15 protein-coding genes are annotated in these 22326 nt (G+C 73.7%); 6 read left to right on the top strand and 9 right to left on the bottom strand.

From position 1 onward, the window contains the following. Position 1: 1 nt before the first annotated feature. On the bottom strand, positions 2–1972 hold the full coding sequence (locus ACZ4U1_RS22740; protein WP_467905481.1) for a cell division protein PerM: 1971 nt from the start codon (positions 1970–1972) through the stop codon (positions 2–4). Here ACZ4U1_RS22740 and ACZ4U1_RS22735 point away from each other — a divergent pair. Further along, complete coding sequence (locus ACZ4U1_RS22735) at positions 1955–2923, top strand: SigE family RNA polymerase sigma factor (RefSeq protein WP_467905715.1); 969 nt, start codon at positions 1955–1957, stop codon at positions 2921–2923. The genes ACZ4U1_RS22740 and ACZ4U1_RS22735 overlap by 18 nt on opposite strands. Positions 2924–3067: 144 nt before the next feature. Here the strand turns inward: ACZ4U1_RS22735 and sucD are convergent, their stop codons facing one another. From sucD to ACZ4U1_RS22710, 5 genes are all read right to left on the bottom strand, one after another. Next, the gene (gene sucD, locus ACZ4U1_RS22730) at positions 3068–3952 is read right to left on the bottom strand and encodes a succinate--CoA ligase subunit alpha (protein ID WP_189298329.1); all 885 of its coding nucleotides are present in this window, start codon (positions 3950–3952) and stop codon (positions 3068–3070) included. A 27-nt stretch (positions 3953–3979) separates the two neighbouring features. Continuing rightward, a complete protein-coding gene (gene sucC / locus ACZ4U1_RS22725; RefSeq protein WP_467905480.1) occupies positions 3980–5161 on the bottom strand; it encodes an ADP-forming succinate--CoA ligase subunit beta in 1182 nt (393 codons plus the stop codon). A 478-nt stretch (positions 5162–5639) separates the two neighbouring features. After that, the gene (locus tag ACZ4U1_RS22720; RefSeq protein ID WP_467905479.1) at positions 5640–6806 is read right to left on the bottom strand and encodes a VWA domain-containing protein; all 1167 of its coding nucleotides are present in this window, start codon (positions 6804–6806) and stop codon (positions 5640–5642) included. Positions 6807–6841: 35 nt separating this feature from the next. After that, positions 6842–9667: a DUF5682 family protein gene (locus ACZ4U1_RS22715; RefSeq protein ID WP_467905478.1), complete on the bottom strand. Its 2826-nt coding sequence runs from the start codon at positions 9665–9667 to the stop codon at positions 6842–6844. Continuing rightward, positions 9664–10794, bottom strand: a complete 1131-nt coding sequence (locus ACZ4U1_RS22710) for an ATP-binding protein (RefSeq protein WP_467905477.1) — start codon at positions 10792–10794, stop codon at positions 9664–9666. Before ACZ4U1_RS22710 ends, ACZ4U1_RS22715 begins: the two co-directional genes overlap by 4 nt. A gap of 132 nt (positions 10795–10926) precedes the next feature. Between ACZ4U1_RS22710 and ACZ4U1_RS22705 the strand changes: the two genes are divergently transcribed. Next, positions 10927–12282: an SWIM zinc finger family protein gene (locus ACZ4U1_RS22705; protein WP_467905476.1), complete on the top strand. Its 1356-nt coding sequence runs from the start codon at positions 10927–10929 to the stop codon at positions 12280–12282. Positions 12283–12340: 58 nt separating this feature from the next. Further along, positions 12341–14020: a DUF5691 domain-containing protein gene (locus ACZ4U1_RS22700; RefSeq protein WP_467905475.1), complete on the top strand. Its 1680-nt coding sequence runs from the start codon at positions 12341–12343 to the stop codon at positions 14018–14020. On the opposite strand, the gene ACZ4U1_RS22695 is transcribed toward ACZ4U1_RS22700, so the two are convergent. Then, positions 13996–14418, bottom strand: a complete 423-nt coding sequence (locus ACZ4U1_RS22695) for a cobalamin B12-binding domain-containing protein (protein ID WP_189298315.1) — start codon at positions 14416–14418, stop codon at positions 13996–13998. The two genes, ACZ4U1_RS22700 and ACZ4U1_RS22695, sit on opposite strands and share 25 nt — an antisense overlap. A 223-nt stretch (positions 14419–14641) precedes the next feature. Here ACZ4U1_RS22695 and ACZ4U1_RS22690 point away from each other — a divergent pair, with 223 nt between their 5' ends. Together ACZ4U1_RS22690 and ACZ4U1_RS22685 are read left to right on the top strand one after the other, a co-directional pair. Further along, positions 14642–15490, top strand: a complete 849-nt coding sequence (locus tag ACZ4U1_RS22690) for an esterase/lipase family protein (RefSeq protein ID WP_467905474.1) — start codon at positions 14642–14644, stop codon at positions 15488–15490. 261 nt (positions 15491–15751) lie between these two features. Then, a complete protein-coding gene (locus tag ACZ4U1_RS22685; protein WP_467905473.1) occupies positions 15752–17254 on the top strand; it encodes a M23 family metallopeptidase in 1503 nt (500 codons plus the stop codon). 40 nt (positions 17255–17294) lie between these two features. On the opposite strand, the gene pcrA is transcribed toward ACZ4U1_RS22685, so the two are convergent. Next, positions 17295–19775, bottom strand: a complete 2481-nt coding sequence (gene pcrA, locus ACZ4U1_RS22680) for a DNA helicase PcrA (protein WP_467905472.1) — start codon at positions 19773–19775, stop codon at positions 17295–17297. Between the two features lie 473 nt (positions 19776–20248). Here pcrA and ACZ4U1_RS22675 point away from each other — a divergent pair, with 473 nt between their 5' ends. Then, positions 20249–21532 (top strand): C40 family peptidase, encoded by a 1284-nt coding sequence (locus ACZ4U1_RS22675; RefSeq protein WP_467905471.1) that lies wholly within the window; start codon positions 20249–20251, stop codon positions 21530–21532. Positions 21533–21551: 19 nt separating this feature from the next. Here ACZ4U1_RS22675 and ACZ4U1_RS22670 read toward each other — a convergent pair whose 3' ends face one another. Then, entirely contained in the window at positions 21552–21905 is a 354-nt protein-coding gene (locus tag ACZ4U1_RS22670) for a hypothetical protein (protein ID WP_467905469.1), read from the bottom strand. Between the last annotated feature and the right edge of the window lie 421 nt (positions 21906–22326).

Here is a 22326-nt window from a genome sequence, read left to right as displayed (position 1 = left end):
CTCACTCGCCGGAGTCCGGGCGCGAATCGGGACGGGGATCGGGACGGGGGCCCGGGCTCGGGGCGGCGTCGGGCTGCGGCTCGACGGCCGCGGCCTCCTTCAGGGCCGCCCAGCGGGAGGCCCGGGCGACGTCGTCGTGCCAGCCCGCGGGGAACGGCTCGGTGAAGGAGGTCGGGAAGGGCGCCGGGAACGAGGACGGGAACGTGTCCTCGCCGGGGAGGATCTCGTACGGCTCCTCCTCGGCCGCGTCCGCCGTACCGGCCGCGGCACCCGTCCGAGCGGGCGTGCCCCCCTTGCCGGCGCCCCTGCTCCTGCCCCACAGCCTGAACCCGGACGCGCCCCCGCCGTCCCCCGTGTCCGCGTCCGGCGCCGGGGCCGCCCCCGCTCCAGCGCCTTCCGCTTCTCCGGCCCCGCCCTTCTCCCCAGCCGCCGTACCGCCAGCCGCTGGCTCCCCGGCCGCCGTACCGCCAGCCGCCGTACCGCCAGCCGCCGTACCGCCAGCCGCTGTCTCCCCGGCCGCCGTCGCCGCTTCCGCCGTCGCCGCCGTCGGCTGTACGGCCGCCTTTCCGCCCTGCGCCGCCTTTCCGCCCTGCGCCGCCTTCGCGGCCGTACCCGCCGTCTCCGTGCCCTGTGCCGGGATGCCGCCGGTGTGCCGGCGACGGCCGCGCAGCCGCCAGACGCGTGCGCTCAGTGCCGTCGGCAGCGCGAACACCAGCGTCCAGGCCCCGGCCGCACCCCCGGTCCGCCACCACAGCGGGCCGAGGCGGGCCAGCGCGGCCACACCCAGCGGGCCGCCCGCCAGTTCGGCGAGCAGGGCGAGGGCCGAGGCGCAGAACAGCGCCGTCAGCAGCACCACCCCGGCGGTCCGGCCGGCCGACCAGCGGGCCCGCGCCGGCGCACCGGACTCCCGCCGCACGGCCGCCCGCGCCACGAACCACCCCGCCGTCATCCCGGCCACCGCCGGAACCACGCCCGCCGCCCAGTTCTGCGGCGTACCGGCGCCCGGGTCCGGCACCGCGGCCAGCAGCGGGAACGGCGGCAGCAGCGGCGCGGGGTCGGAGGCGAGCGGGTGGACCAGGTGTCCGGTGCCGAGGAGGAAGCCGGGGCCGAGCGCGTAGGACGCGGCCCAGACCGCCGCGTTGGGGACCAGGGCGATGCCGAGCAGCAGCACCGCGAACCGTCCCGTCCAGCCCTCCGTGAGCTGCAGGAACGACGCCCGCGCCGGCTCGCCGTGCCACACCAGGGACACCCCGACGAGCAGCGCGCCGCCCCCGAAGAGCACCGCCGTGGCGGCACCGGCGGCGCGTACGGCCGCGCCCAGCCGTGCCCGCGCGTCCGTGCCGAACACCAGCCGCCGCACCGGCCCGGGCAGCACCATCAGCACGCGACGCAGGGGCTGGTGCGGATGGCCGTACGCCGACCAGGCCCCGGCGCCGGCCGCGCTCGCCGTGACGAGCGGCAGGCACACCGTCACCCAGGTCCACTCGGGACGCAGTTCGCCGCCGGCGCAGTACAGCGCCGCGGCGGCGCCCACCCCCAGATAGCCGAGGACCACGCCCGTCCACGCGGTACGCGCCCGTACCGGCGGGGGGCCGTCCGGCTCGGCGGACGCCTCGGTGGCGTCCCGCGCCGCCCGGTACACCAGCCACAGCGGCAGGGCGAGCAGCAGCAGCGGGGTGATGCCGACGGGCATCGGCGCGCCGGTGAGCGTGTCGGTGCGGACCAGTTCCACGCCGTGCGCCAGCAGCCACAGGGCGGCGGCGATGTGCAGCGCCCCGTCCGGTCCGCTGTCCGGGTACGGCGAGCTGACCCACAGCATCATCACGAGCACCGCGGACGAACCGAGGCCCAGTCCGGCCGCGACGGCACCGCCCAGCAGGCTCGCGCCGAAACCGGGCGAGCGGTCGCGCATCCGGGAGAGCAGGGGCGAGGACGACGAGCGACGAGCGGTCATCTGGGTCACGCACGCCATGCTCCCAACGACACGCGCTTTCCCGTCGTAACAGGCGAACCTCCGATGTGTCGCTCAATATACGTTTATGTTCTTTTTCGTACGGAAGGGTGCATGGTGACGACGACACAGAGCCCCGAGCCGACGGCCCCTCAGGAACCCTCGGCACTGGTGAGCCTGACGCCCGCTCAGGCCTTCGACGCGCTGTACGCGTTCTGCGCCCCCGCCCTCGTACGGCAGACCTATCTGCTCACCGGGCGCCGGGAGCTGGCCCGCGAGTCCGTGGAGCAGGCCTTCCAGCTGGCCTGGCAGCGCTGGCCCGAGGTGGCCCGGGACCGGGACCCGGCCGGCTGGGTACGGGCGGTGGCGTACGACTGCGCCCTCTCCCCCTGGCACCGCTTCCGCCCCCGCTACCGGTCGCCGGAACCCCCGCCCGCCGACCCGGCCCACCGGGAACTGCTGCACACCCTGCTCGGGCTGCCGGCGCCGTACCGGCGCACGCTCGTCCTGTACGACGGTGTGGGGCTCGACCTTCCGGAGACGGCGGCGGAGACGGAGGCGAGCACCCCGGCCGCCGCCAACCGGCTGACCCACGCGCGCGAGGCCGTGGCCGCGCGGCTGCCGGAACTGGCCGACCCCGCCGAGCTGCACCGCCGACTGCGCGAACTGGCCTCGGCGGAGCACCTGCGCGCGGCCGGGCCGACGCTGGTGCGGACCGGGTGCGAACGCCGCAACGTCTTCTGGACCCGGGCCGCCATCGCCTTCACGGTCACGATCATCGGCGCCACGGCCCTCACGCTGCGGACGGCACCGACCCGCTACGAGGCGCCGGTGGCCCCGGCCCAGGCGGTACAGGGAGTCCCGCCACCGGCCGGCCTGGGGCCGCTGTCCCGGGAGGAACTGGCCCTGCGGGCCAAGCTGCACCGCTCGGAGTCGAGCGGCCCGGAGCGGGTGTTCCCGCAGGCGCGGTGAGCCTGCGGGCGCGGTGAGCCTGCGGGCGCGGTGAGCCTGCGGGCGCGGTGAGCCTGCGGGCGCGGGAACGCCGGTAGGCCCGCCCCGGCGAAGGGGACGGGCCTACCCGGGCAGGCCTGGCCTGCCGACGGCGAGCCGGGAAGCTCAGGCGCTCAGGATCTCGCGAGCGAGCTTGGCCGTCTCGGTCGGGGTCTTGCCGACCTTGACGCCCGCGGCCTCCAGGGCCTCCTTCTTGGCCTGTGCGGTGCCGGAAGAGCCGGAGACGATGGCGCCGGCGTGACCCATGGTCTTGCCCTCGGGCGCGGTGAAGCCCGCGACGTAACCGACGACCGGCTTGGTCACGTTCTCCTTGATGAACGCGGCCGCGCGCTCCTCGGCGTCGCCACCGATCTCACCGATCATCACGATGAGGTCGGTGTCGGGGTCCTCCTGGAACGCGGCGAGCGCGTCGATGTGCGTGGTGCCGATGATCGGGTCACCACCGATACCGACGGCGGTGGAGAAGCCGATGTCCCGCAGCTCGTACATCATCTGGTACGTCAGCGTGCCGGACTTCGACACCAGACCGATGCGGCCCGGCTTGGTGATGTCGCCCGGGATGATGCCGACGTTCGACTGGCCCGGGGTGATGATGCCGGGGCAGTTCGGGCCGATGATGCGGGTCTTGTTGCCCTTCTTGCCGGCGTACGCCCAGAAGGCGGCCGTGTCGTGCACGGCGATGCCCTCGGTGATCACGACGGCCAGCGGGATCTCGGCGTCGATGGCCTCGACGACCGCGTCCTTGGTGAACTTCTCCGGCACGAAGATGACGGAGACGTTGGCGCCGGTCTTCTCGATGGCCTCCTTGACGGTCCCGAAGACGGGTACCTCGGTGCCGTCGAAGTCCACGGTCTGACCCGCCTTGCGCGGGTTCACGCCGCCCACGACGTTCGTGCCGTCACCGAGCATGAGCTTGGTGTGCTTCATGCCCGTGGCGCCGGTCATGCCCTGGACGATGACCTTGCTGTCCTTGTTGAGCCAGATAGCCATGGTGTGTTGTGTCCTCGTCCTGAGTGCTTACTTGGCGGCGTGGGCCAGCTCGGCGGCCTTGTCGGCCGCGCCGTCCATGGTGTCGACGCGCTGCACCAGCGGGTGGTTGGCGTCGGTGAGGATCTTCCGGCCCAGCTCGGCGTTGTTGCCGTCGAGGCGGACGACGAGCGGCTTCTCGACCTTCTCGCCCCGGTCCTCCAGGAGCTTCAGGGCCTGGACGATGCCGTTGGCGACCTCGTCACAGGCGGTGATGCCACCGAAGACGTTGACGAAGACGGACTTGACGTCCGGGTCGCCCAGGATGATCTCCAGGCCGTTCGCCATCACCTGGGCCGAGGCGCCACCGCCGATGTCCAGGAAGTTGGCGGGCTTGACGCCACCGTGCTGCTCACCGGCGTACGCGACGACGTCCAGGGTGCTCATGACGAGACCCGCGCCGTTGCCGATGATGCCGACCTCGCCGTCGAGCTTGACGTAGTTGAGGCCCTTCTCCTTGGCAGCGGCCTCGAGCGGGTTGGCCGCGGCCTTGTCGTGGAGCTCCTCGTACTCGGGGTGACGGAACTCGGCGTTGTCGTCCAGCGACACCTTGCCGTCGAGGGCGAGGACGTCACCGGAGGCGACCTTCGCGAGCGGGTTGACCTCGACCAGGAGGGCGTCCGACTTGATGAAGGTGTCCCACAGCTTGATCAGGACGTTGACGACCTTGTCCGCGACCTCGGCCGGGAACTTGGCGGCCTCCACGATCTCGCGGGCCTTGGCCTCGTCCACACCGTCGATCGGGTCGATCGCGATCTTGGCGACGGCCTCCGGACGGGTGGCCGCCACCTCCTCGATCTCCATGCCGCCCTCGACGGAGGCGATGGAGAGGAACGTGCGGTTGGCACGGTCGAGGAGGAAGGAGACGTAGTACTCCTCGATGATCTCCGGAGCGGTCTCGGCGATCATGACCTTGTGGACCGTGTGGCCCTTGATGTCCATGCCGAGGATGTCCGTCGCGCGGGCGACGGCCTCGTCCGGGGTGGCGGCCAGCTTGACACCGCCAGCCTTGCCGCGGCCACCGACCTTCACCTGCGCCTTGACGACGGACTTGCCGCCCAGACGCTCCGTGATCGCGCGCGCCGCCTCAGGCGTGTCGATGACTTCACCGGCCAGCACCGGTACATCGTGCTTGGCGAAGAGGTCCCTCGCCTGGTACTCGAACAGGTCCACGCGCTTCCGTCCCTATCAGTGATCTCGCGGTTCGTTGGATGCGTGGGCGTGCCGCGAAGGGCAACGTGACGTCCGCTGTCACAAGGGAAGCGCACACGGTGTCCGAGCGCGCGGCATGTCCGTCTCGCAGGTTATCGCTGCTTGCGGGGGCCCTCTAAATCGCGGGTCACACCTGAGCGGTGATACCTGTCACATGATGCCGGGTTCCCTGGCACAGAGTGCCGTCTATGAATCCGGTACGGGCGTTGTGCGAGGCCTCACCGGGCTGGGGTTGACCCGGTGAGACCCCCTGGCGGCCCCGGTCGACCGGGGCCCGGGGGCGCTTGATCCCCACCCCAATGGGGACCACCCACCCCCTCCGCGCGGCTCCGCCCGGACGGGCCGACGGCTTTCGACCGCCCGGACCGGTCACCCCGCGGAGCTGTTCCGGGCACTGCGCCCGGCTGTCCACCGGGTGCCCGCGCGAGGCCGGTTCCACTCACGCCGGGTCGGGTATCGGCAGGGGCCGCTTCTCCAGCGCGGCGGCCATCACCTCGGGGAACAGGTCGGGCGTGCAGGCGAAGGCCGGTGCGCCGAGCGCGGCGAGCGCCGCCGCGTGGTCGCGGTCGTAGGCGGGTGCCCCCTCGTCCGACAGCGCCAGCAGCGCCACGAACTGCACCCCGGACGCCTTCATCGCCGCGACCCGCTTCAACATCTCGTTGCGGATGCCGCCCTCGTAGAGGTCGCTGATCAGTACGACGACGGTCTCGGCCGGCCGGGTGATCTGCGCCTGGCAGTAGGCGAGCGCCCGGTTGATGTCCGTGCCGCCGCCGAGCTGGGTGCCGAAGAGCACGTCGACGGGGTCGTCCAGCTGGTCGGTGAGGTCGACGACCGCCGTGTCGAAGACGACCAGCCGGGTGCTGATCGACCGCATCGAGGCGAGGACCGCGCCGAACACGGACGCGTACACCACGGATGCCGCCATCGACCCGGACTGGTCGATGCAGAGCACGACCTCCTTCTTCACCGACTGCGCCGCCCGCCCGTAGCCGACGAGCCGTTCCGGTACGACCGTGCGGTACTCGGGGAGGTAGTGCTTGAGGTTGGCCGCGATGGTGCGGTTCCAGTCGATGTCGTGGTGGCGCGGACGGGTGACGCGGGCGCTGCGGTCCAGGGCGCCGGTGAGGGTGGCCCGGGTGCGGGTGGCGAGCCGCTTCTCCAGGTCCTCGACCACCTCGCGCACGACCGCGCGGGCCGTCTCCCTCGTCGTCTCCGGCATCGCCTTGTGCAGCGAGAGCAGCGTGCCGACCAGGTGCACGTCGGCCTCCACCGCCTCCAGCATCTCCGGCTCCAGCAGCAGGGAGGCGAGACCGAGCCGGTCGATGGCGTCGCGCTGCATGACCTGGACGACGGAGGACGGGAAGTAGCTGCGGATGTCGCCGAGCCAGCGCGCCACGGACGGCGCCGAGGCACCGAGCCCCGCCGACCGGTCCCGGCCCGACTGCGGTTTGTCGCTCCTGCCGTAGAGCGCGGCCAGCGTGCCGTCCATCGCCGCGTCCCGGCCGGACAGCGCGCATCCGGTGCCGTCGGCCTGATCTCCGCCCAGCACCAGCCGCCATCGCCGGAGGCGCTCCCGGGCGGGGTCCGTGGTGCCGGTGGCGTCCATGGTGTCCGTTGCATCCCTTACCGGCGTTGTGTGCGTCATGTGCCCACCCCCGCGAGGCAGTCGCCCCGTGTCCTGTCGTGTGTCGTCTCGTGGTCCGCGTCCAGGCCGAGCAGCAGCCGCAGCACCGGCAGGACGGCGTCGGCGCGTCCGGTGTCCGGTTCGGCGGCGAAGCCGGGCACCGAGGCTCCCTGGGCGGCGGCCCCGCCGGGCCGGTTCCCGGGCCCGCGCCGGATCAGCTCGCCGAGGGTTCTGCGCACCCCCGGCTCGTACGCCGCGAAGGTGCGCCGCAGCAGCGGCAGCACGTCCGTGAAGGCCTCCGCCGGCACCCCGGTCAGCCAGCTGTCGAGCAGACCGAGCAGCCGCTCGTCGTGCACCAGCAGCAGTCCGCCCCCGCCCCCGGCGAAGCCCTCGACCCAGGCGGCGGCAGCGGCGGGCGGCGTGCCCGGCGAGAGCACCAGCCCCATCAGCCGGGCGACCTCCTCGGACGGCAGCGCCCCCTCGTCCAGCAACAGCCGCACGGCCCGCCCCCGGATCACCCCGGGCGTGTTCTCCCGCACAGCCAGCACCCGCAACACCCCCCGCCAACGCTCCCGCAGCCCACCCCGACCGGCGGCATGCGGACGGTGCCCGTCGCGAGCCTCGGCGCCACCATCGGCCCCGGTTCCCGCTGCGTGGGCGCCGACGTCGCCCTCACCCCCGTCCGCGGAGAGACAAGCGTCCCCCTCCCCGCCCCGGGCCCCCTCGACGGACGCACCGGAGCCGCCCCCGGCACCCCCGGCTGGCCCCTCAACACCGACCGGTCCTGCCACCGACCCACGGGCACCCTCACCACCGCCGACCGCGGGGACGCCGGCAACGTCCCCGCCACGCCCCACCGACGCACCGGCGGCAGCCCCCTCGCCGGTCACCGGCCCACCGGCAGCCTCCCCGACACCACCCTCGATACGCGCGGCTGCCTCATCGGCGCCGACCGGTCCCGCCGCCGCCGACGCACGGCTGCCATCACCACCGCCCACCGCAGACGCACCGGCGGCAGCCGCGGCAGCCCCCTCGCGTCCCACCGGGGCCCCCGCCAAGCTCTCCGTGAGCAGCCCGACCGCCGTGTGTACGGCGTCCACATGGCCGCGCATCTCCTCCGCCGCGTCCGCGTCGAGTGCGGTGCAGGCGGGGGGCAGGCCGACGAAGACGCGTTCGGCGAGGCCTGCCGCTACCTCGGCCAGCGCGCGGGTGTCGGTGCCGCGCACGTCGCCGTAGCGCAGTGAGCGGACCAGGGCGGGCAGGGCCTGGGCGAGGTGGCCGACGTCGGTGTCCAGGGCCGCCCGGTCGGCGAGCACCCGCATGACGACGGGCAGCGCGTCCGTCAGACCGGCCAGCAGGCACTGCTCGGCGAGCGCGGTGACGTCGGCCAGGGCGCGCGCCGCCGCCGCGTCCGCCTCCGCCTTGGCCTGTGCCGCCGCCTGTACGGTCGTCCCCCACACGCCCGCCTCGGCGACCCGCACGGACAGTTCGGGTTCCCAGCGCAGCCGCCAGGTCTCCCGGAAGGTGCCCGTGCTCCCCCGCGACCGGGCCGGCTCCCCCCAGCCGACGCCGAGCAGCCGGAGCCGGTGCAGCAGCCTGCTGCGGCCGGCGTCGGTGTCCCCGCGCAGGTCCAGTTCCAGCTCGCGCTCCAGTGCCTCGGGCTTGAGCCGGAGCGAGCGCTGCTGCCGGGCCAGGTCGCGCTGGAGCGGCACCGCGGGCGCCGACTCCGGGACCTCGCCGAGGACGTCGCCGACCACCAGCCGGTCGTGCACCAGCGCCAGCGGCACGTCCGAGCCCTCGCACAGCACCGCGCGCACCGCGTCCGTGGTCTCGCCGAGGCCGGGCAGCGGGCGGCCCCGCAGCGCCGCCAGGGTCTCCGCGAGCCGGACGGCCTCGATGACGTGCGCGGAGGACACGATCCGGTCCTCCTCGCGCAACAGCCTGGCGACCTTGGTCAGCCAGCGCTCGACCGGCCGGTCCGGGGCCCGGAACAGATGCCCGTACCAGCCCGGCGAGTCGATGCCCGCGCCGTATCCGCCGGCCCGGGCCAGCCTGCGGTGCGTCCACGGCACCCAGGTCAGGTCGGTCCTGACCTTGGGCAGGCCCCGCAGCAGCGCCCGGTCGGCGGTGACTTTCGTCTTCTCGCGCAGCGCGGGCACGTGCCAGGCCCCGCACACCACGGCCACGGCGTCCCCGAACTCCTTGCGCGCGTCGCGCAGCCGGAGCCGCATGTACGCCTCGCGGACCAGGTCGCGGTCGCGTCCGCCGACGCCGTAGCGCTCGCGCAGCGCACCCATCGCGTCCGCCACCGCCGCGAACGGCGCGAAGGGATCCCCCGCGCCCGGCCCCCGGTGCTCGACGACGTCCTCCCACCAGCGCTCGGGGTCGTCGTACCCGGCGGCCTCGGCCAGTGCGGCGAGGGGGTCGACACGGACCGCCTCGTCCCCGTCCCCGTCGGACCCGTCCGCGTCGGCCCCGTCCCCGTCCCGCTCCCACGCGAGCGTGTGCGTGGCCGGCAGGTCGATGAAGCGGGCCGGGACACCGTGTTCCAGGGCCCAGCGGATGGCCACCCACTCGGGGCTGAACTCGGCGAACGGCCAGAAGGCCGAGCGGCCGGGCTCGTCCACGGCGTGGGCGAGCAGGGCGACCGGGGGCCGCAGGCCCGGGTCGGCGGCCAGCGGGATCAGCGCGTCGGCCTCGGGCGGGCCCTCGATCAGCACGGCGGCCGGACACGCGGCGTCCAGCGCGGCCCGCACCGCGCGCGAGGAGCCGGGCCCGTGGTGCCGCACCCCGAGCAGCAGCGGCCCGGAGGCGAACACCGTGCTCCCGCCGGTGCCGGTCATGCGCTCACCTCGCGGCAGGCGCGGTAGAAGTCGGTCCAGCCCTCGCGCTCGCGGACGACGGTTTCCAGGTACTCCTGCCAGACGACCCGGTCGGCCGCCGGGTCCCGGACGACGGCGCCGAGGATGCCGGCGGCGACGTCTCCCGGCCGCAGCACGCCGTCGCCGAAGTGGGTGGCGAGCGCGAGGCCCCCCGTGACGACGGAGATCGCCTCCGCCGTGGACAGCGTGCCGCTGGGCGACTTCAGCTTCGTACGGCCGTCGGCGGTGACGCCGTCGCGCAGCTCGCGGAAGACGGTGACGACCCGGCGGATCTCCTCGATGCCGTCGGGCGCGGCCGGCAGGTCGAGGGAGCGGCCGAGCTGCTCGACCCGGCGGGTGACGATGTCGACCTCGGCGTCGGCGCTCTCCGGCAGGGGCAGCACCACGGTGTTGAAGCGGCGGCGCAGCGCGCTGGAGAGGTCGTTGACCCCGCGGTCGCGGTCGTTGGCGGTGGCGATGAGGTTGAACCCGCGGACCGCCTGGACCTCCTCGCCCAGCTCGGGGACGGGCAGGGTCTTCTCGGACAGGATCGTGATCAGCGTGTCCTGCACGTCGGCCGGGATACGGGTCAGCTCCTCCACCCGCGCCGTCATGCCCTCGGCCATGGCGCGCATGACGGGACTGGGCACCAGGGCGTCGCGGCTCGGGCCGTGGGCGAGGAGCTGCGCGTAGTTCCAGCCGTACCGGATCGCCTCCTCCGGGGTGCCGGCCGTGCCCTGCACCAGCAGGGTCGAGTCGCCGCTGACGGCGGCGGCCAGGTGTTCCGACACCCAGGTCTTGGCGGTGCCGGGCACGCCGAGCAGGAGCAGGGCGCGGTCGGTGGCCAGCGTGGTGACGGCGACCTCGACGATGCGGCGCGGGCCCACGTACTTGGGTGTGATCACCGTGCCGTCCGGCAGGGTGCCGCCGAGCAGGTACGTCGCCACCGCCCACGGCGACAGCTTCCAGCGGGCGGGGCGCGGGCGGTCGTCCTGCGCGGCGAGCGCGGCGAGTTCGTCCGCGAAGGCGTGCTCGGCGTGCGGTCGCAACGCCTGCGCGGTCTCGTCGCGGTCGGGTGCGGCGGTCGTCGGTTCCACGGACACAGACATGGCTGAGGCCCCCTCCAGCTCGGCCGGTTCGGATCTGGCATCCACCGTGCACCACGCCACTGACAATCGCTCTGACCTGCACAAACGCGTTCGCCGGGCCGATTGTCAGTGGCGGGACCTACCGTCGGTGGCATGACTGAGCAGGGGGTGCGCTGGACCGCGGACCAGGTGCTGGCACTGGCGCCTGACGCCGCGTCACGCAAAGCGGGGAGCAGACTCGGCGCGGCCGGGCCGTGGTCCGGGACCGGGAGCGGAGAGGGGGCGGTGTGGGGGCTGTGCAAGGGCAGTGGCAGCAGGCCGTACCAGACGGTGGTGGACCTGGCCGGCGCGGCCGGGCCGGCGTACAAGTGCAGTTGTCCGAGCCGTAAGTTCCCGTGCAAGCACGCGCTCGGGCTGCTCCTGCTGTGGGCGGGGGACGAGGGCGCGGTGCCGGCCGCCGCGCAGCCGCCGGACTGGGCCGGGCAGTGGCTCGCGGGCCGGCGCGGACGCGCCGAGGCGAAGAAGGCGTCGGCCGAGGGGGGTTCGGGCGGCGCGCCCGCCGATCCGGAGGCGGCCCGGCGGCGGGCCGAGCGCCGGGCCGAGCGCGTCACGGCGGGCGCGAGCGAGCTGGAGCAGCGCCTTGCGGACCTGCTGCGCGGCGGCCTGGCCGCGGCCGAACAGGCGGGCTACGGCCTGTGGGACGAGACGGCGGCCCGCATGGTCGACGCCCAGGCGCCGGGACTGGCCGCGCGTGTCCGGGAGCTGGGGGCGATCCCGGGCTCCGGCGCGGGCTGGCCGGCGCGGCTGCTGGAGGAGTGCGCGCTGCTGCATCTGCTCGACCAGGGCTGGCTGCACCGGGACCGGCTGCCCGAGGCCCTCGCGGCCACGGTCCGCTCCCGGCTCGGCCTGCCCGCCGCACCGGACGGCCCGCCGGTGCGCGACCGCTGGCTGGTCCTCGCCCAGTACGACGCGGTGGATTCGAAACTGACGACGCGCCGGATATGGCTGCACGGCGCCGAGTCCGGCGGGACCCGGCTGCTGCTGTCCTACGGTGCGGCGGGCCGGGCGCCGGAGCTGTCGCTTCCGGTCGGCCTGGCCGTGGACGCGGAACTGACGGCGTATCCGGGCTCCGGCCAGTCCCGGGCGGCCCTGGGCGAACGGTTCGCCCCGCCGGCCCCGGCCGGGTTCCGCCCGCCGGGCGTGACCATCGCGCAGGCGGCGGCACGGTACGGCGAAGCCCTGCGGGAGGACCCGTGGCTGGACGCGGTCCCGGTCGCCCTGGACCGGGTGATACCGGTCCCGGACGGCGACACGTGGCAGCTGGCCGACGCGGACACGGACACGGCCCTGCCACTGAGCCGGGCCGCCCGCTCCCGGCCCGGCCTGTGGCGGCTGGTCGCCCTGTCCGGCGGCGCGCCCGTCACGGTCTTCGGCGAGTGCGGCCACCGCGGTTTCACCCCGCTCACGGCCTGGCCGGAGGGGGCGGGCGAGGCGGTGCCGCTGTGCTGACCGGCCGTACGGACAGTGCCGTACACACATCCAGGCGCACTGAAGGAAAGGGGAAGGGATGAACGGGGCACCGACCGGCGGGGACACCACGGCACCGGACAGCTCCTGGGAGGAGCTGGTCACCACCGCGCTCCTCGGCACCGACCGGCGCGCCCCGGCGCACACCGCGCCCGGCCGCGCGGCGCCGGTGGCGCTGCTCGACGCCGCTGCCGTGGCGACCGTACGGCGCCGGGCCGGACTGCGGCCCGCGCGGGTGGCACAGCGGCCCGACCGGGCGCCCGCCGACCCCCGCCCGCCCCTGCCCGCACGGGCGGCGCACCGGCTCAACACCCTGCTGGCCGACCGCTCCGGTGGCGGGTCCGGCGGCCGGCGGGGCAGCTCCCCCGACCTCATGGAACTGCTCCCGCAGTGGCTTGCGGCGGCCAACGCGCACGGGTACGCGGCGCCCCCGCAGGCGCTGCCCGCGCTGCTGGACGCGGCCCGGGGGCGTACCGATCTGCGCCCGGCGGCGCTGGCGTTCGGGGGCCCGCGGGCGCTGTGGCTGGCCCGGCTGAACCCGGACTGGCGGTTCGCCCTGCGCGCCGCGCCCGGCGGCGGCGCCACGCTGCCCGATCCGGAGGACGCCGAGGCGGTGCGCCGGCTGTGGCAGGAGGGGCTGTTCGCCGAACGGGCCGCGCTGCTGGGCGCGCTGCGCGCCCGTACGCCCGCGCTGGGCCGCGAGCTGCTGACGTCGACGTGGACGACGGAGCGGGCAGAGGACCGGCTGATGTTCCTCGACTCGCTGCGCGCGGGCCTGTCCCAGGCCGACGAGCCCTTCCTGGAACAGGCGTTGGGCGACCACAGCCGCAACGTCCGGGCGACGGCGGCGGAACTGCTGTCGGCGCTGCCGGACTCGGCGCTCGCCGCGCGGATGGCCGTACGGGCCACGGCGTGCGTGGCCCTGGACCGTACCGGGGACGCGCCGGTGATCGCGGTGGAGGCGCCGCTCGAATGCGATCCCGGCATGGAGCGGGACGGCGTGGTGGCCGCGCCCCCCGCGGGCCGCGGGGAACGGTCGTGGTGGCTGGGTCAGTTGGTGGAGGCCGCCCCGCTCGGCACCTGGCCGGAGCGGCTCGGCGGGCGGACGGCCGAGGAGATCGTGGCGCTGCCGGTGGCGGACGGCTGGCAGGGCGAACTGCACGCGGCCTGGTGCCGGGCGGCGGTACGGCAGCGGGACGCCGCGTGGTCACGGGCGCTGCTCGGCTCGCCGTCGGCGCCGGAGGCCGGCGGTCCGGGCGCGGTGTCCCTGGCGGAGCGGGCGAAGCTGCTGGCCGCGCTGGATCCGGCCGAACGGGCCGCGTGGGTCGCCGGGTTCATCGCGACGCACGGCCTGTCGGAGGCGTTCCAGCTGCTCGGGGTGTGCGCGGTCCCGTGGGCTCCCGCGCTGGGCCAGGCGGTCGTGGACGCCCTCAACATCGCCCGGGACGCGGGTAGTTACCCGTGGAGCTTCAGCGGGGTGATGGGACTGGCCGAGCGCTGTCTGGACCCGGCGGACGCCGTACGGCTGGAGGCACTGCTGGCGATACCCGACGAGCGGGAGGACGCCGCTCCGGGGGCCGGCGGGTACTGGGCGGAGGCGTTCCAGCGACTGGTGACGACGCTGCGGCTGCGGGCGGCGATGACGCGGGAACTCGCCCCGTCCGCACCGCCCGCCGAGCAGGCGGAGGCAGCCGCTCAGCCGCCGGACGCGGCCGGCTGACGGACGTTCTCCCGGACCCAGTCCACGATCGACGCGGTGGTCGCCCCCGGGGTGAAGATCTCCGCGACGCCCTTCTCCTTCAGCGGCGGGATGTCCTCCTCCGGGATGATGCCGCCGCCGAAGACGAGGATGTCCTCGGCCTCGCGCTCCTTGAGCAGGTCGATGACCGCGGCGAACAGCGTGTTGTGGGCGCCGGAGAGGATGGACAGGCCGATCGCGTCGGCGTCCTCCTGGATGGCGGTGTCGACGATTTGTTCCGGGGTCTGGTGGAGCCCGGTGTAGATGACCTCCATACCGGCGTCGCGCAGGGCACGCGCGATCACCTTGGCCCCACGATCGTGGCCGTCGAGCCCCGGCTTGGCGACCACCACGCGGATCGGACCGGCTGCCACACCCATCACTGCCTCCATCAAGCGACCACGGAAGCGATCGGCTTCCGTCCGTAACGACAAGTACCGCACTTTTGGCGCGTTCCGCCACCGTCGCGAAGTGAACGAACGTTATCTCCAGCATCCCGCAACCGGCAGTTTTACGGGGCGCGGCGAGGGGGAAATCACATGGTGGGACATGAAGGCACACGGGGGACCGAGCCGTCCTCCGCGTGCCGACGGGAGGTCGGCCATGAAGGTCACCGGAGTATTGCCGCTCTTTCTCCCGCTCTGCCGCCGCATGTGGCCCGGCAGACTGGCCGGACTGTCGATGACGCTGCTCAGGGCGACGGCTCTGGAGGCCGCGATCCTGGCCGGTCATCTCCTGCTGTATCCGACCGGCCTGATCCAGGAGCGCCGCTGCGGCGGCTCCGACGGGGGCGGCGCCGCCCGGCTGCCGGTCCGCCCGGGACCGCCGGTCGTCCTGCTGCACGGTTTCATCGACAACCGTTCGGTGTTCGTCCTGCTCCGCCGCGCGCTGGCCCAGCACGGCAGGCACCGCGTGGAGTCGCTGAACTACTCTCCGCTGACCTGCGACATACGCACCGCCGCCGAGCTGCTCGGCCGGCACATCGAGGAGATCTGCGAGCGCACCGGCAGTGCCCGGGTCGACATCGTCGGGCACAGCCTCGGCGGTCTGATAGCGCGCTACTACGTTCAGTGCCTGGGCGGTGACCTGCGGGTACGCACGCTGGTCACGCTCGGCACCCCGCACTCCGGGACGCGCGTGGCGCCGCTGGCGGACGCGCATCCCATCGTTCGGCAGATGCGGCCGGGATCAGTGGTGATCGAGGAACTGTCCCGGCCCGCGCCCGGCTGCCGGACCCGCTTCGTGAGCTTCTGGAGCGACCTGGACTCCCTGATGGACCCGCTGGAGACGGCCTGCCTGGACCATCCCGACCTCGACGCGCAGAACGTCCGGGTGACCGGCATCGGCCATCTCGCTCTTCCCGTGCATCCCGCCGTGGCGGCGGGGATACGCGAGGCCCTCGACGTCCCGCACCCCGGGGACCGGTCCGCCGGCGGCCTGACGGTGGCCTGAGACCGGCCGGGCCGCGCGACGGCCGGCCTCCGAGGAGCCCACAGCGTCGCCATGGGGGCCACACAGTGGGCACATCGCCGCTCGACATCGAACATTCTTCGAACGCAAAGCCAAGGTACGGTGCGTGGTCCGCCGAAACACGGCCGAATGCCCGTTTCCGGCCCGCGCGAAACCGGCCGAAGATTGTCGCGCCCAGGTACCGCCGGGTACAGTCGCCGCACTGCTCTGGCAGCCCCTGTTGTCGAGGCGAAAGAGAAGTTGGTGAACGACCGTCACCCGTCGGGGAGCACGACCACCCCGGCCCCGGCTTCCGACGCCTCCACCGCGCACTACGCGCCGTACGGGGCACAGGAAGCCCCTTACGACGACCTCACCACGTACGGCGGTTACGACGCCACTGGTTTTACCGGTGGTTCCACAGGCACCACGGCCTTCCACACCGACCCGCTCTTCGGCAGCCTTCCGGGCAGCGAGCAGACCACCGGCGCCTACGACACCACGCAGTGGCAGACCGGAACCGTCCAGACCCCGGCCTACGACCCGTACGCGGCCCAGCACCACGCCGCTTACGACTCCGGCGCCTACGACAGCACCGCCTGGACCGTCCCCGCGCAGTCCACCGGGAACGACGTCAGCGGCCAGTGGGACGCGAACTCCTGGCTGCAACCCGACCAGTCCGGCGGTGCCGACGCCACCCAGCAGTGGGAGTGGGGCACCCAGGCCTTCGACACGGGCGCGTACGACGCGACGCAGTGGAACTCCGCCGGGCAGGCCGTGCCGGCCGAGCCCGAGCAGGGTGGCGAACCGTTCGATCAGCAGGCCACCGGGACGTTCGAGGCGGTCGGCGACCCGCAGGCGGCCGCGTCCTTCGAGCAGCTGCCGTACGAGGACGCCGCCTTCGGCGAACACCCCGCCGACGAGGGCGAGCCGGACTCCACCGGGGAACTGCCCGCCGTGACGGGTCTGCTGGACGGCCAGGAGGAGATCAGCCCGGCGCCGGCGACCCGCGCGGGCTCGCGCAACGGGGCGCGCTCCCGGCGTCGTACGCCCGCCAAGCGCTCCGCGCTGCTGACCGTCGCCGTACCGTCGGCCTGTGTGATGGGGGTCGCCGGGATCGCCGCCGCCTCGGTCGGCGCGCTCGCCGACGAGTCCAAGGACACCTCCACCAGTGCGGCGGACGCGCAGCCGGTCAAGCCGTCGGTCGCCAACAGCAAGCTGGACAGCCAGCTCAAGACGCTCTCCGCCGGGGCCACCGACTTCGCCGACCGGGCGAGCCGCACCCAGGAGCGGATCGACCTCAAGGCGCAGCAGGAGCTGGAGAAGAAGAAGGCGGCCGCGGAGGCCGCGCTCAAGGAGCGGCTGCGCCCCAAGTTCGCGCTGCCGGTCGCGCAGCACGGGCTCAGCGCCTACTACGGCCAGGCGGGCATCAACTGGATGTCGGTGCACACCGGCATCGACTTCCCGGTCTCCTACGGCACCACGGTGATGGCCGCCACCGACGGCACCGTCACCACCAAGTGGAACAGCGCCTACGGCAACATGATGATCGTGACCGCCAAGGACGGCACGGAGACCTGGTACTGCCACCTCTCCAGCTACCGCGTCGCCTCCGGTACGACCGTCAAGGCGGGCCAGCCGATCGCCTACTCCGGCAACTCCGGCAACTCCACCGGCCCGCACCTGCATTTCGAGGTACGGCCGGCGGGCGGGTCGGCGATAGACCCGCTGCCGTGGCTGCGGAGCCACGGACTGGATCCCACCTAGACCCCGGGGCCCCGCTCTTCAGCGGGGCCCTTCCGGTCGGCTACAGCTTCTCCACCGGCGCGTACCGCAGCAGCAGCCGCTTCGGCTTGGCGTCGCCGAAGTCGATCGTCGCCTCCGCGTTGGCGCCCGTGCCCTTCACCGCGACGACGGTGCCGAGCCCGAACTGGTCGTGGGTGACCCGGTCGCCGACGGCGAGCCCGACCACCGGCTTCTCCGCCGTGCGCCGCGTGGCGAACCCGGACGCGCCCGACGCCGAGGAGCGCGAACGCGTCGAGGACAGCGAGGCCGCGATCCCGGACGCCGGACCGGAGGACACCGGCGCCGCCGCCCCCGTCCGCTTCCATTCGACATGGGCGGGCGGGATCTCCTCCAGGAAGCGGGAGGGCGGGTTGTACGACGGCTGGCCCCAGGCGCTGCGCATCGCCGAGCGCGTGAGATACAGCCGCTCCCGCGCGCGCGTGATGCCGACGTACGCCAGGCGCCGCTCCTCCTCCAGCTCCTTGGTCTGGCCCAGGGCGCGCATGTGCGGGAAGACGCCGTCCTCCATGCCGGTCAGGAACACGACCGGGAACTCCAGGCCCTTCGCGGTGTGCAGGGTCATCAGGGTGATGACGCCGTCGCCGTCCTCCTCGTCGGGGATCTGGTCGGAGTCGGCGACCAGGGCGACCTGCTCCAGGAAGTCGGCGAGCGTGCCGGCCTCGCCCTCGCCGCGCTCCTGCTCGAACTCCAGGGCGACCGCAGCGAGTTCCTGGAGGTTCTCGATGCGGGTCTCGTCCTGGGGGTCGGTGGAGGCCTGCAACTCCGCCAGGTAGCCGGTGCGTTCGAGGACCGCTTCCAGGACGGTCGCCGGGCCCGCGCCGGACTCCACGATGGTGCGCAGGTCCTCCATCAGCGTGTTGAACCGCTTGACCGCGTTGGTGGAGCGCGCGGCCATGCCGTACGCCTCGTCCACCCGCTTCAGGGCCTGCGGGAAGCTGATCTTCTCGCGCTGGGAGAGGGCGTCGATCATCGCCTCCGCGCGCTCGCCGATGCCCCGCTTGGGCACGTTGAGGATGCGGCGCAGCGGCACCGAGTCCTCGGGGTTGGCGAGGACGCGCAGGTAGGCCAGGACGTCCCGGACCTCCTTGCGCTCGTAGAAGCGGACCCCGCCGACGACCTTGTAGGGCAGGCCGACGCGGATGAAGACCTCTTCGAAGACACGGGACTGGGCGTTGGTGCGGTAGAAGACGGCGACGTCTCCCGCGCGCGCGTCGCCCGCGTCGACCAGGCGGTCTATCTCGTCGGCGACGAACTGGGCCTCGTCGTGCTCGGTGTCGGCGACGTACCCGACGATGCGGGCGCCCTGGCCGGCGTTGGTCCACAGGTTCTTCGGGCGGCGGGACTCGTTGCGCTCGATGACCGCGTTGGCGGCGGACAGGATGGTCTGCGTGGAGCGGTAGTTCTGCTCCAGCAGGATCGTCGTCGCTTCCGGGTAGTCCTCCTCGAACTGGAGGATGTTGCGGATCGTCGCGCCCCGGAAGGCGTAGATCGACTGGTCCGCGTCGCCCACGACGCAGAGTTCGGCGGGCGGGACGTCGTACTCACCGGGCGGGGTGTCCTCGTCGCGTTCGCCGGTGCCGACGAGTTCCCGCACGAGCGCGTACTGAGCGTGGTTCGTGTCCTGGTACTCGTCCACCAGGACGTGCCGGAAGCGCCGGCGGTAGTGCTCGGCGACGTCCGGGAAGGCGCGCAGCAGGTTGACCGTCGTCATGATCAGGTCGTCGAAGTCCAGCGCGTTCGCCTCGCGCAGCCGCGACTGGTACAGGGCGTAGGCCTGCGCCAGGGTCTTCTCGAAGCCGTCCGCGGCCTGGGCGGCGAAGTCCTCCTCGTCGATCAGCTCGTTCTTCAGGTTGCTGATCTTGGCGCTGAAGGACTTGGGCGGGAAGCGCTTGGGGTCGAGGTCCAGGTCGCGGCAGACGAGGGCCATCAGGCGCTTGCTGTCGGCGGCGTCGTAGATCGAGAACGACGAGGTGAAGCCGAGCTTCTTGCTCTCCCGGCGCAGGATGCGCACGCACGCGCTGTGGAAGGTCATCACCCACATCGCGTTCGCGCGCGGGCCGACGAGCTGCTCCACGCGCTCCTTCATCTCGCCCGCGGCCTTGTTGGTGAAGGTGATCGCGAGGATCTGGCCCGGGTGGACGCCCCGCTCGCCGAGCAGGTACGCGATGCGGTGGGTCAGCACGCGGGTCTTGCCGGAGCCGGCGCCGGCGACGATGAGCAGCGGGGAGCCGGCGTGCACGACCGCGGCGCGCTGGTTCTCGTTCAGCCCCTGAAGGAGTGCCGCCGAGTCGAGCGCGGGGCGCGGGGCGCCGTCGCGGTAGTACGCGTCCCGATCCGGTGGCACGTCGAACTTCCCGCCGAACAGATCGTCCGGAAGCGGCTCCGGAGCGTGATCGTCCTCGGGCGGCGGCGGGGGCTCCTCCTCGCGCCCGCGAGGGGCCTGGAGGTCCGCCAGGAAGCTGTCGTCAAAGAGGCTGCTCATCGCTCTCCGAGTCTAGGGCGCCCCACCGACAACCGGTCACCGTCCCCGGAACCCGGCACCCTCGACGGCGAGTTGATCTTCGTGCGCCCAACGCCTTTCCCCTGGTCACGCACTGGAAGCGTCCGGTCACGCGGACGTGAATCCGCCCCAAGGTCACGGAAATGTATCGGACATACCGCACACCAACCTTCACAGAAGACACACGAGTTGGCTAGGTTGCCGTCAGGCCGCACGACCCCACTCCGGCGAACGTCGCCGGGCCGCGCGGCCTCCGCCGAGTCCGGCGCGCCCCGCACGGTGCCCGGAGCCGGGGACCCACCGATCCTGGGGTGAATCGGCCGACTCCCGCCCGGGACGACGCCGTAGGGCAACCCTTCCAAGCACCCGCCCGAACCCTCCCCCAGAGCCCTGAAGGCCTGGGGGTACCCCCACCGCTGACCCGGTAGGCGGCAGCACGGAAGGAGTCGCCTCCCTTGGCGTCGCACCGCAAGCCGCGCCCCGGCGGGCCCCAGGGAGCGGGTATCCGCACCCCCGCCCTCGCGGGCCCCGCCCTCGCCACCGCCGCCCTCACCTCCGTGGCCGTTCTCTCCCAGACCGCCGAAGCCGCGCCGGCGGCCGGTGACGGCAGGCCGAGCCTGGAGGAGGTCGAGCGCAAGATCGACGACCTGTACCGCCGAGCGGAGTCAGCTGCCGAGGCGTCCGCCGCGAGCCGGGAATGGGGCGGGCGGTCCGACCGGGGGAACGGGCGGGCGGAGCGCGGGGTCGGGCCGGGTGAGCGCGGGAGCGACCGGGCCGAGCGCCGGGCCGGGCGGGGCGAATGGGCGAGCGGACGGGGCGAGCGGGGCGCGGAGAGCGCCGGAGCCGCGGCGACCGAGGTCCCGCGGCGGGGCGCGGACAGCCTCCAGCGGCTCCGGGACGAGGTCGCCCGCCGCGCCCAGAACCGCGCGCTTCCCAGCCTGCGCGGCATGATCCCGGCGCAGCGAGGAACCGGCCGGGGCGAGGGCGGTCCCGCTACGGCCGGGGGCGCCACGCGCGCTGCGGGCGCCACGCCCGCTGGGGGTACCACGCCCGCTGTGGGCGCCACGCCCGCTGTGGATACCACGCTCGCCGGGAGCACCTCGGTCGCCGGGAGCACCGGGGGTGCGCACCTCACGCCGCCTGCAGTCGCGCCCGCCGGAGCCGGCGGCCGCGCCACCGCCCCCGACTCCCCGGACGCCCCCACCTCGGCCGTAGCCGTCACGGGAACCACGCACAGCACGACCCTCCCGCCGACCGCACAGCACGCCGCCGCCGGCCCCAAGGCGGCCAAGTCCGCCGTGCAGAAAAAGCTCGCCCACGCGCGCGTGCTGCTGTCCGAGCGGGTCGCCCAGGCCGCCGCCGCGCCCTCCGGCACGTACGCGACCAAGGCCAGGAAGGCCATCGCGTTCGCCCGTGCCCAGCTCGGCAAGCCGTGTGTGTGGGGCGCCGCGGGTCCCGACTCCTACGACTGCTCGGGCCTCACCCAGGCCGCCTGGAAGTCGGCCGGCGTCACCCTGCCGCGCACGGTACGCGAGCAGGCCGACGCCGGCACCCCGGTCGCGCCGGCCGACGCCCGCCCCGGTGACCTCGTCTTCTTCCACGACGACGCCGGCCATGTCGGGCTCTGCACGGGCGACGGCATGATGATCCACGCTCCCAGACCGGGTGCGTACGTCCGCGAGGAGCCGGTGTCCGGCACCGGCGGACCGGCCGTCCACAGCGTGGTGCGGCCGGGCTGACGCGGGGGCGCGTCGAGGGTCAGGTCCAGAGGACGGCGATGAAGATGTTGGCCGTGGTGAGCAGGCCGACCAGCCCGAAGAGGCCCTTGTCGATCCGTTCCTCGTCGCGCTTCACGTAGACCAGGCCGAGGATCACGATCAGCAGGGCCAGCTTCACGCCGATCTTGATGTTGTTGACGTGATGGCCGTCGGCCTGGTCGAGGCCCACCAGGGCCACGCCCGTGACCAGCATGGTCAGCGCGCCGTGCAGCATCCCGGGCACGAACCGGGCCGTGCCCTGGCCCATCGCCTTCATCTGGGTGAGGAAACCGCCGAGCAGCGCGGCGATGCCGATGATGTGCAGGCCGACGAAGAGATGGATGAGTACGTCCATGGAGCCGGAGCCTAACCCTGAGCTACCGGCCCTCCCCCACCGGGCCGGAATCTTGCAATATCCGCCCCATAGCACTCCACAGCCCACGCCAGTCCCACTTTCCGCGCTTCGGTCACCACGCTCTGTAAAGGCGACGACTCCGGTCCGCCTGTGCGGTCACATACGGTCACTTCCCGGTCCGTCGGAAGCAGTTCCGCACAGTGCGTTACCAAGTCGTCACCGTCCGGCCTAGCGTCCTCCCCCAGGTGACCGGCTCCCCACCGCCGCCCGGACCAGGGGCGGCAGTCGGCCACCACCGCCGAGAAAGGCCCGGCGGGGGGCCCCCCCCCCCCCGCGGGGCGACACGGGGGGGGCCGCCCGCTCGGTCGTACACGGCGTACGGGAGGAAGGGGCAGTCCCGGTGGTAGCCCCCAACAAGCCC

The organism is Streptomyces sp. NPDC028928 (assembly GCF_055564915.1).
This window is presented reverse-complemented; position numbering and strand designations above follow the sequence as displayed.

What these genes read in the sequence shown, in the direction of transcription:
- ACZ4U1_RS22740 (WP_467905481.1), bottom strand. Translation starts at nt 1,972, where the DNA reads ATGGCGTGCGTGACCCAGATGACCGCTCGTCGCTCGTCGTCCTCGCCC.
- sucD (WP_189298329.1), bottom strand. Translation starts at nt 3,952, where the DNA reads ATGGCTATCTGGCTCAACAAGGACAGCAAGGTCATCGTCCAGGGCATG.
- ACZ4U1_RS22720 (WP_467905479.1), bottom strand. Translation starts at nt 6,806, where the DNA reads ATGGACGCCACCGGCACCACGGACCCCGCCCGGGAGCGCCTCCGGCGA.
- ACZ4U1_RS22715 (WP_467905478.1), bottom strand. Translation starts at nt 9,667, where the DNA reads ATGACCGGCACCGGCGGGAGCACGGTGTTCGCCTCCGGGCCGCTGCTG.
- ACZ4U1_RS22710 (WP_467905477.1), bottom strand. Translation starts at nt 10,794, where the DNA reads ATGTCTGTGTCCGTGGAACCGACGACCGCCGCACCCGACCGCGACGAG.
- ACZ4U1_RS22705 (WP_467905476.1), top strand. Translation starts at nt 10,927, where the DNA reads ATGACTGAGCAGGGGGTGCGCTGGACCGCGGACCAGGTGCTGGCACTG.
- ACZ4U1_RS22700 (WP_467905475.1), top strand. Translation starts at nt 12,341, where the DNA reads ATGAACGGGGCACCGACCGGCGGGGACACCACGGCACCGGACAGCTCC.
- ACZ4U1_RS22695 (WP_189298315.1), bottom strand. Translation starts at nt 14,418, where the DNA reads ATGGGTGTGGCAGCCGGTCCGATCCGCGTGGTGGTCGCCAAGCCGGGG.
- ACZ4U1_RS22690 (WP_467905474.1), top strand. Translation starts at nt 14,642, where the DNA reads ATGAAGGTCACCGGAGTATTGCCGCTCTTTCTCCCGCTCTGCCGCCGC.
- pcrA (WP_467905472.1), bottom strand. Translation starts at nt 19,775, where the DNA reads ATGAGCAGCCTCTTTGACGACAGCTTCCTGGCGGACCTCCAGGCCCCT.
- ACZ4U1_RS22670 (WP_467905469.1), bottom strand. Translation starts at nt 21,905, where the DNA reads ATGGACGTACTCATCCATCTCTTCGTCGGCCTGCACATCATCGGCATC.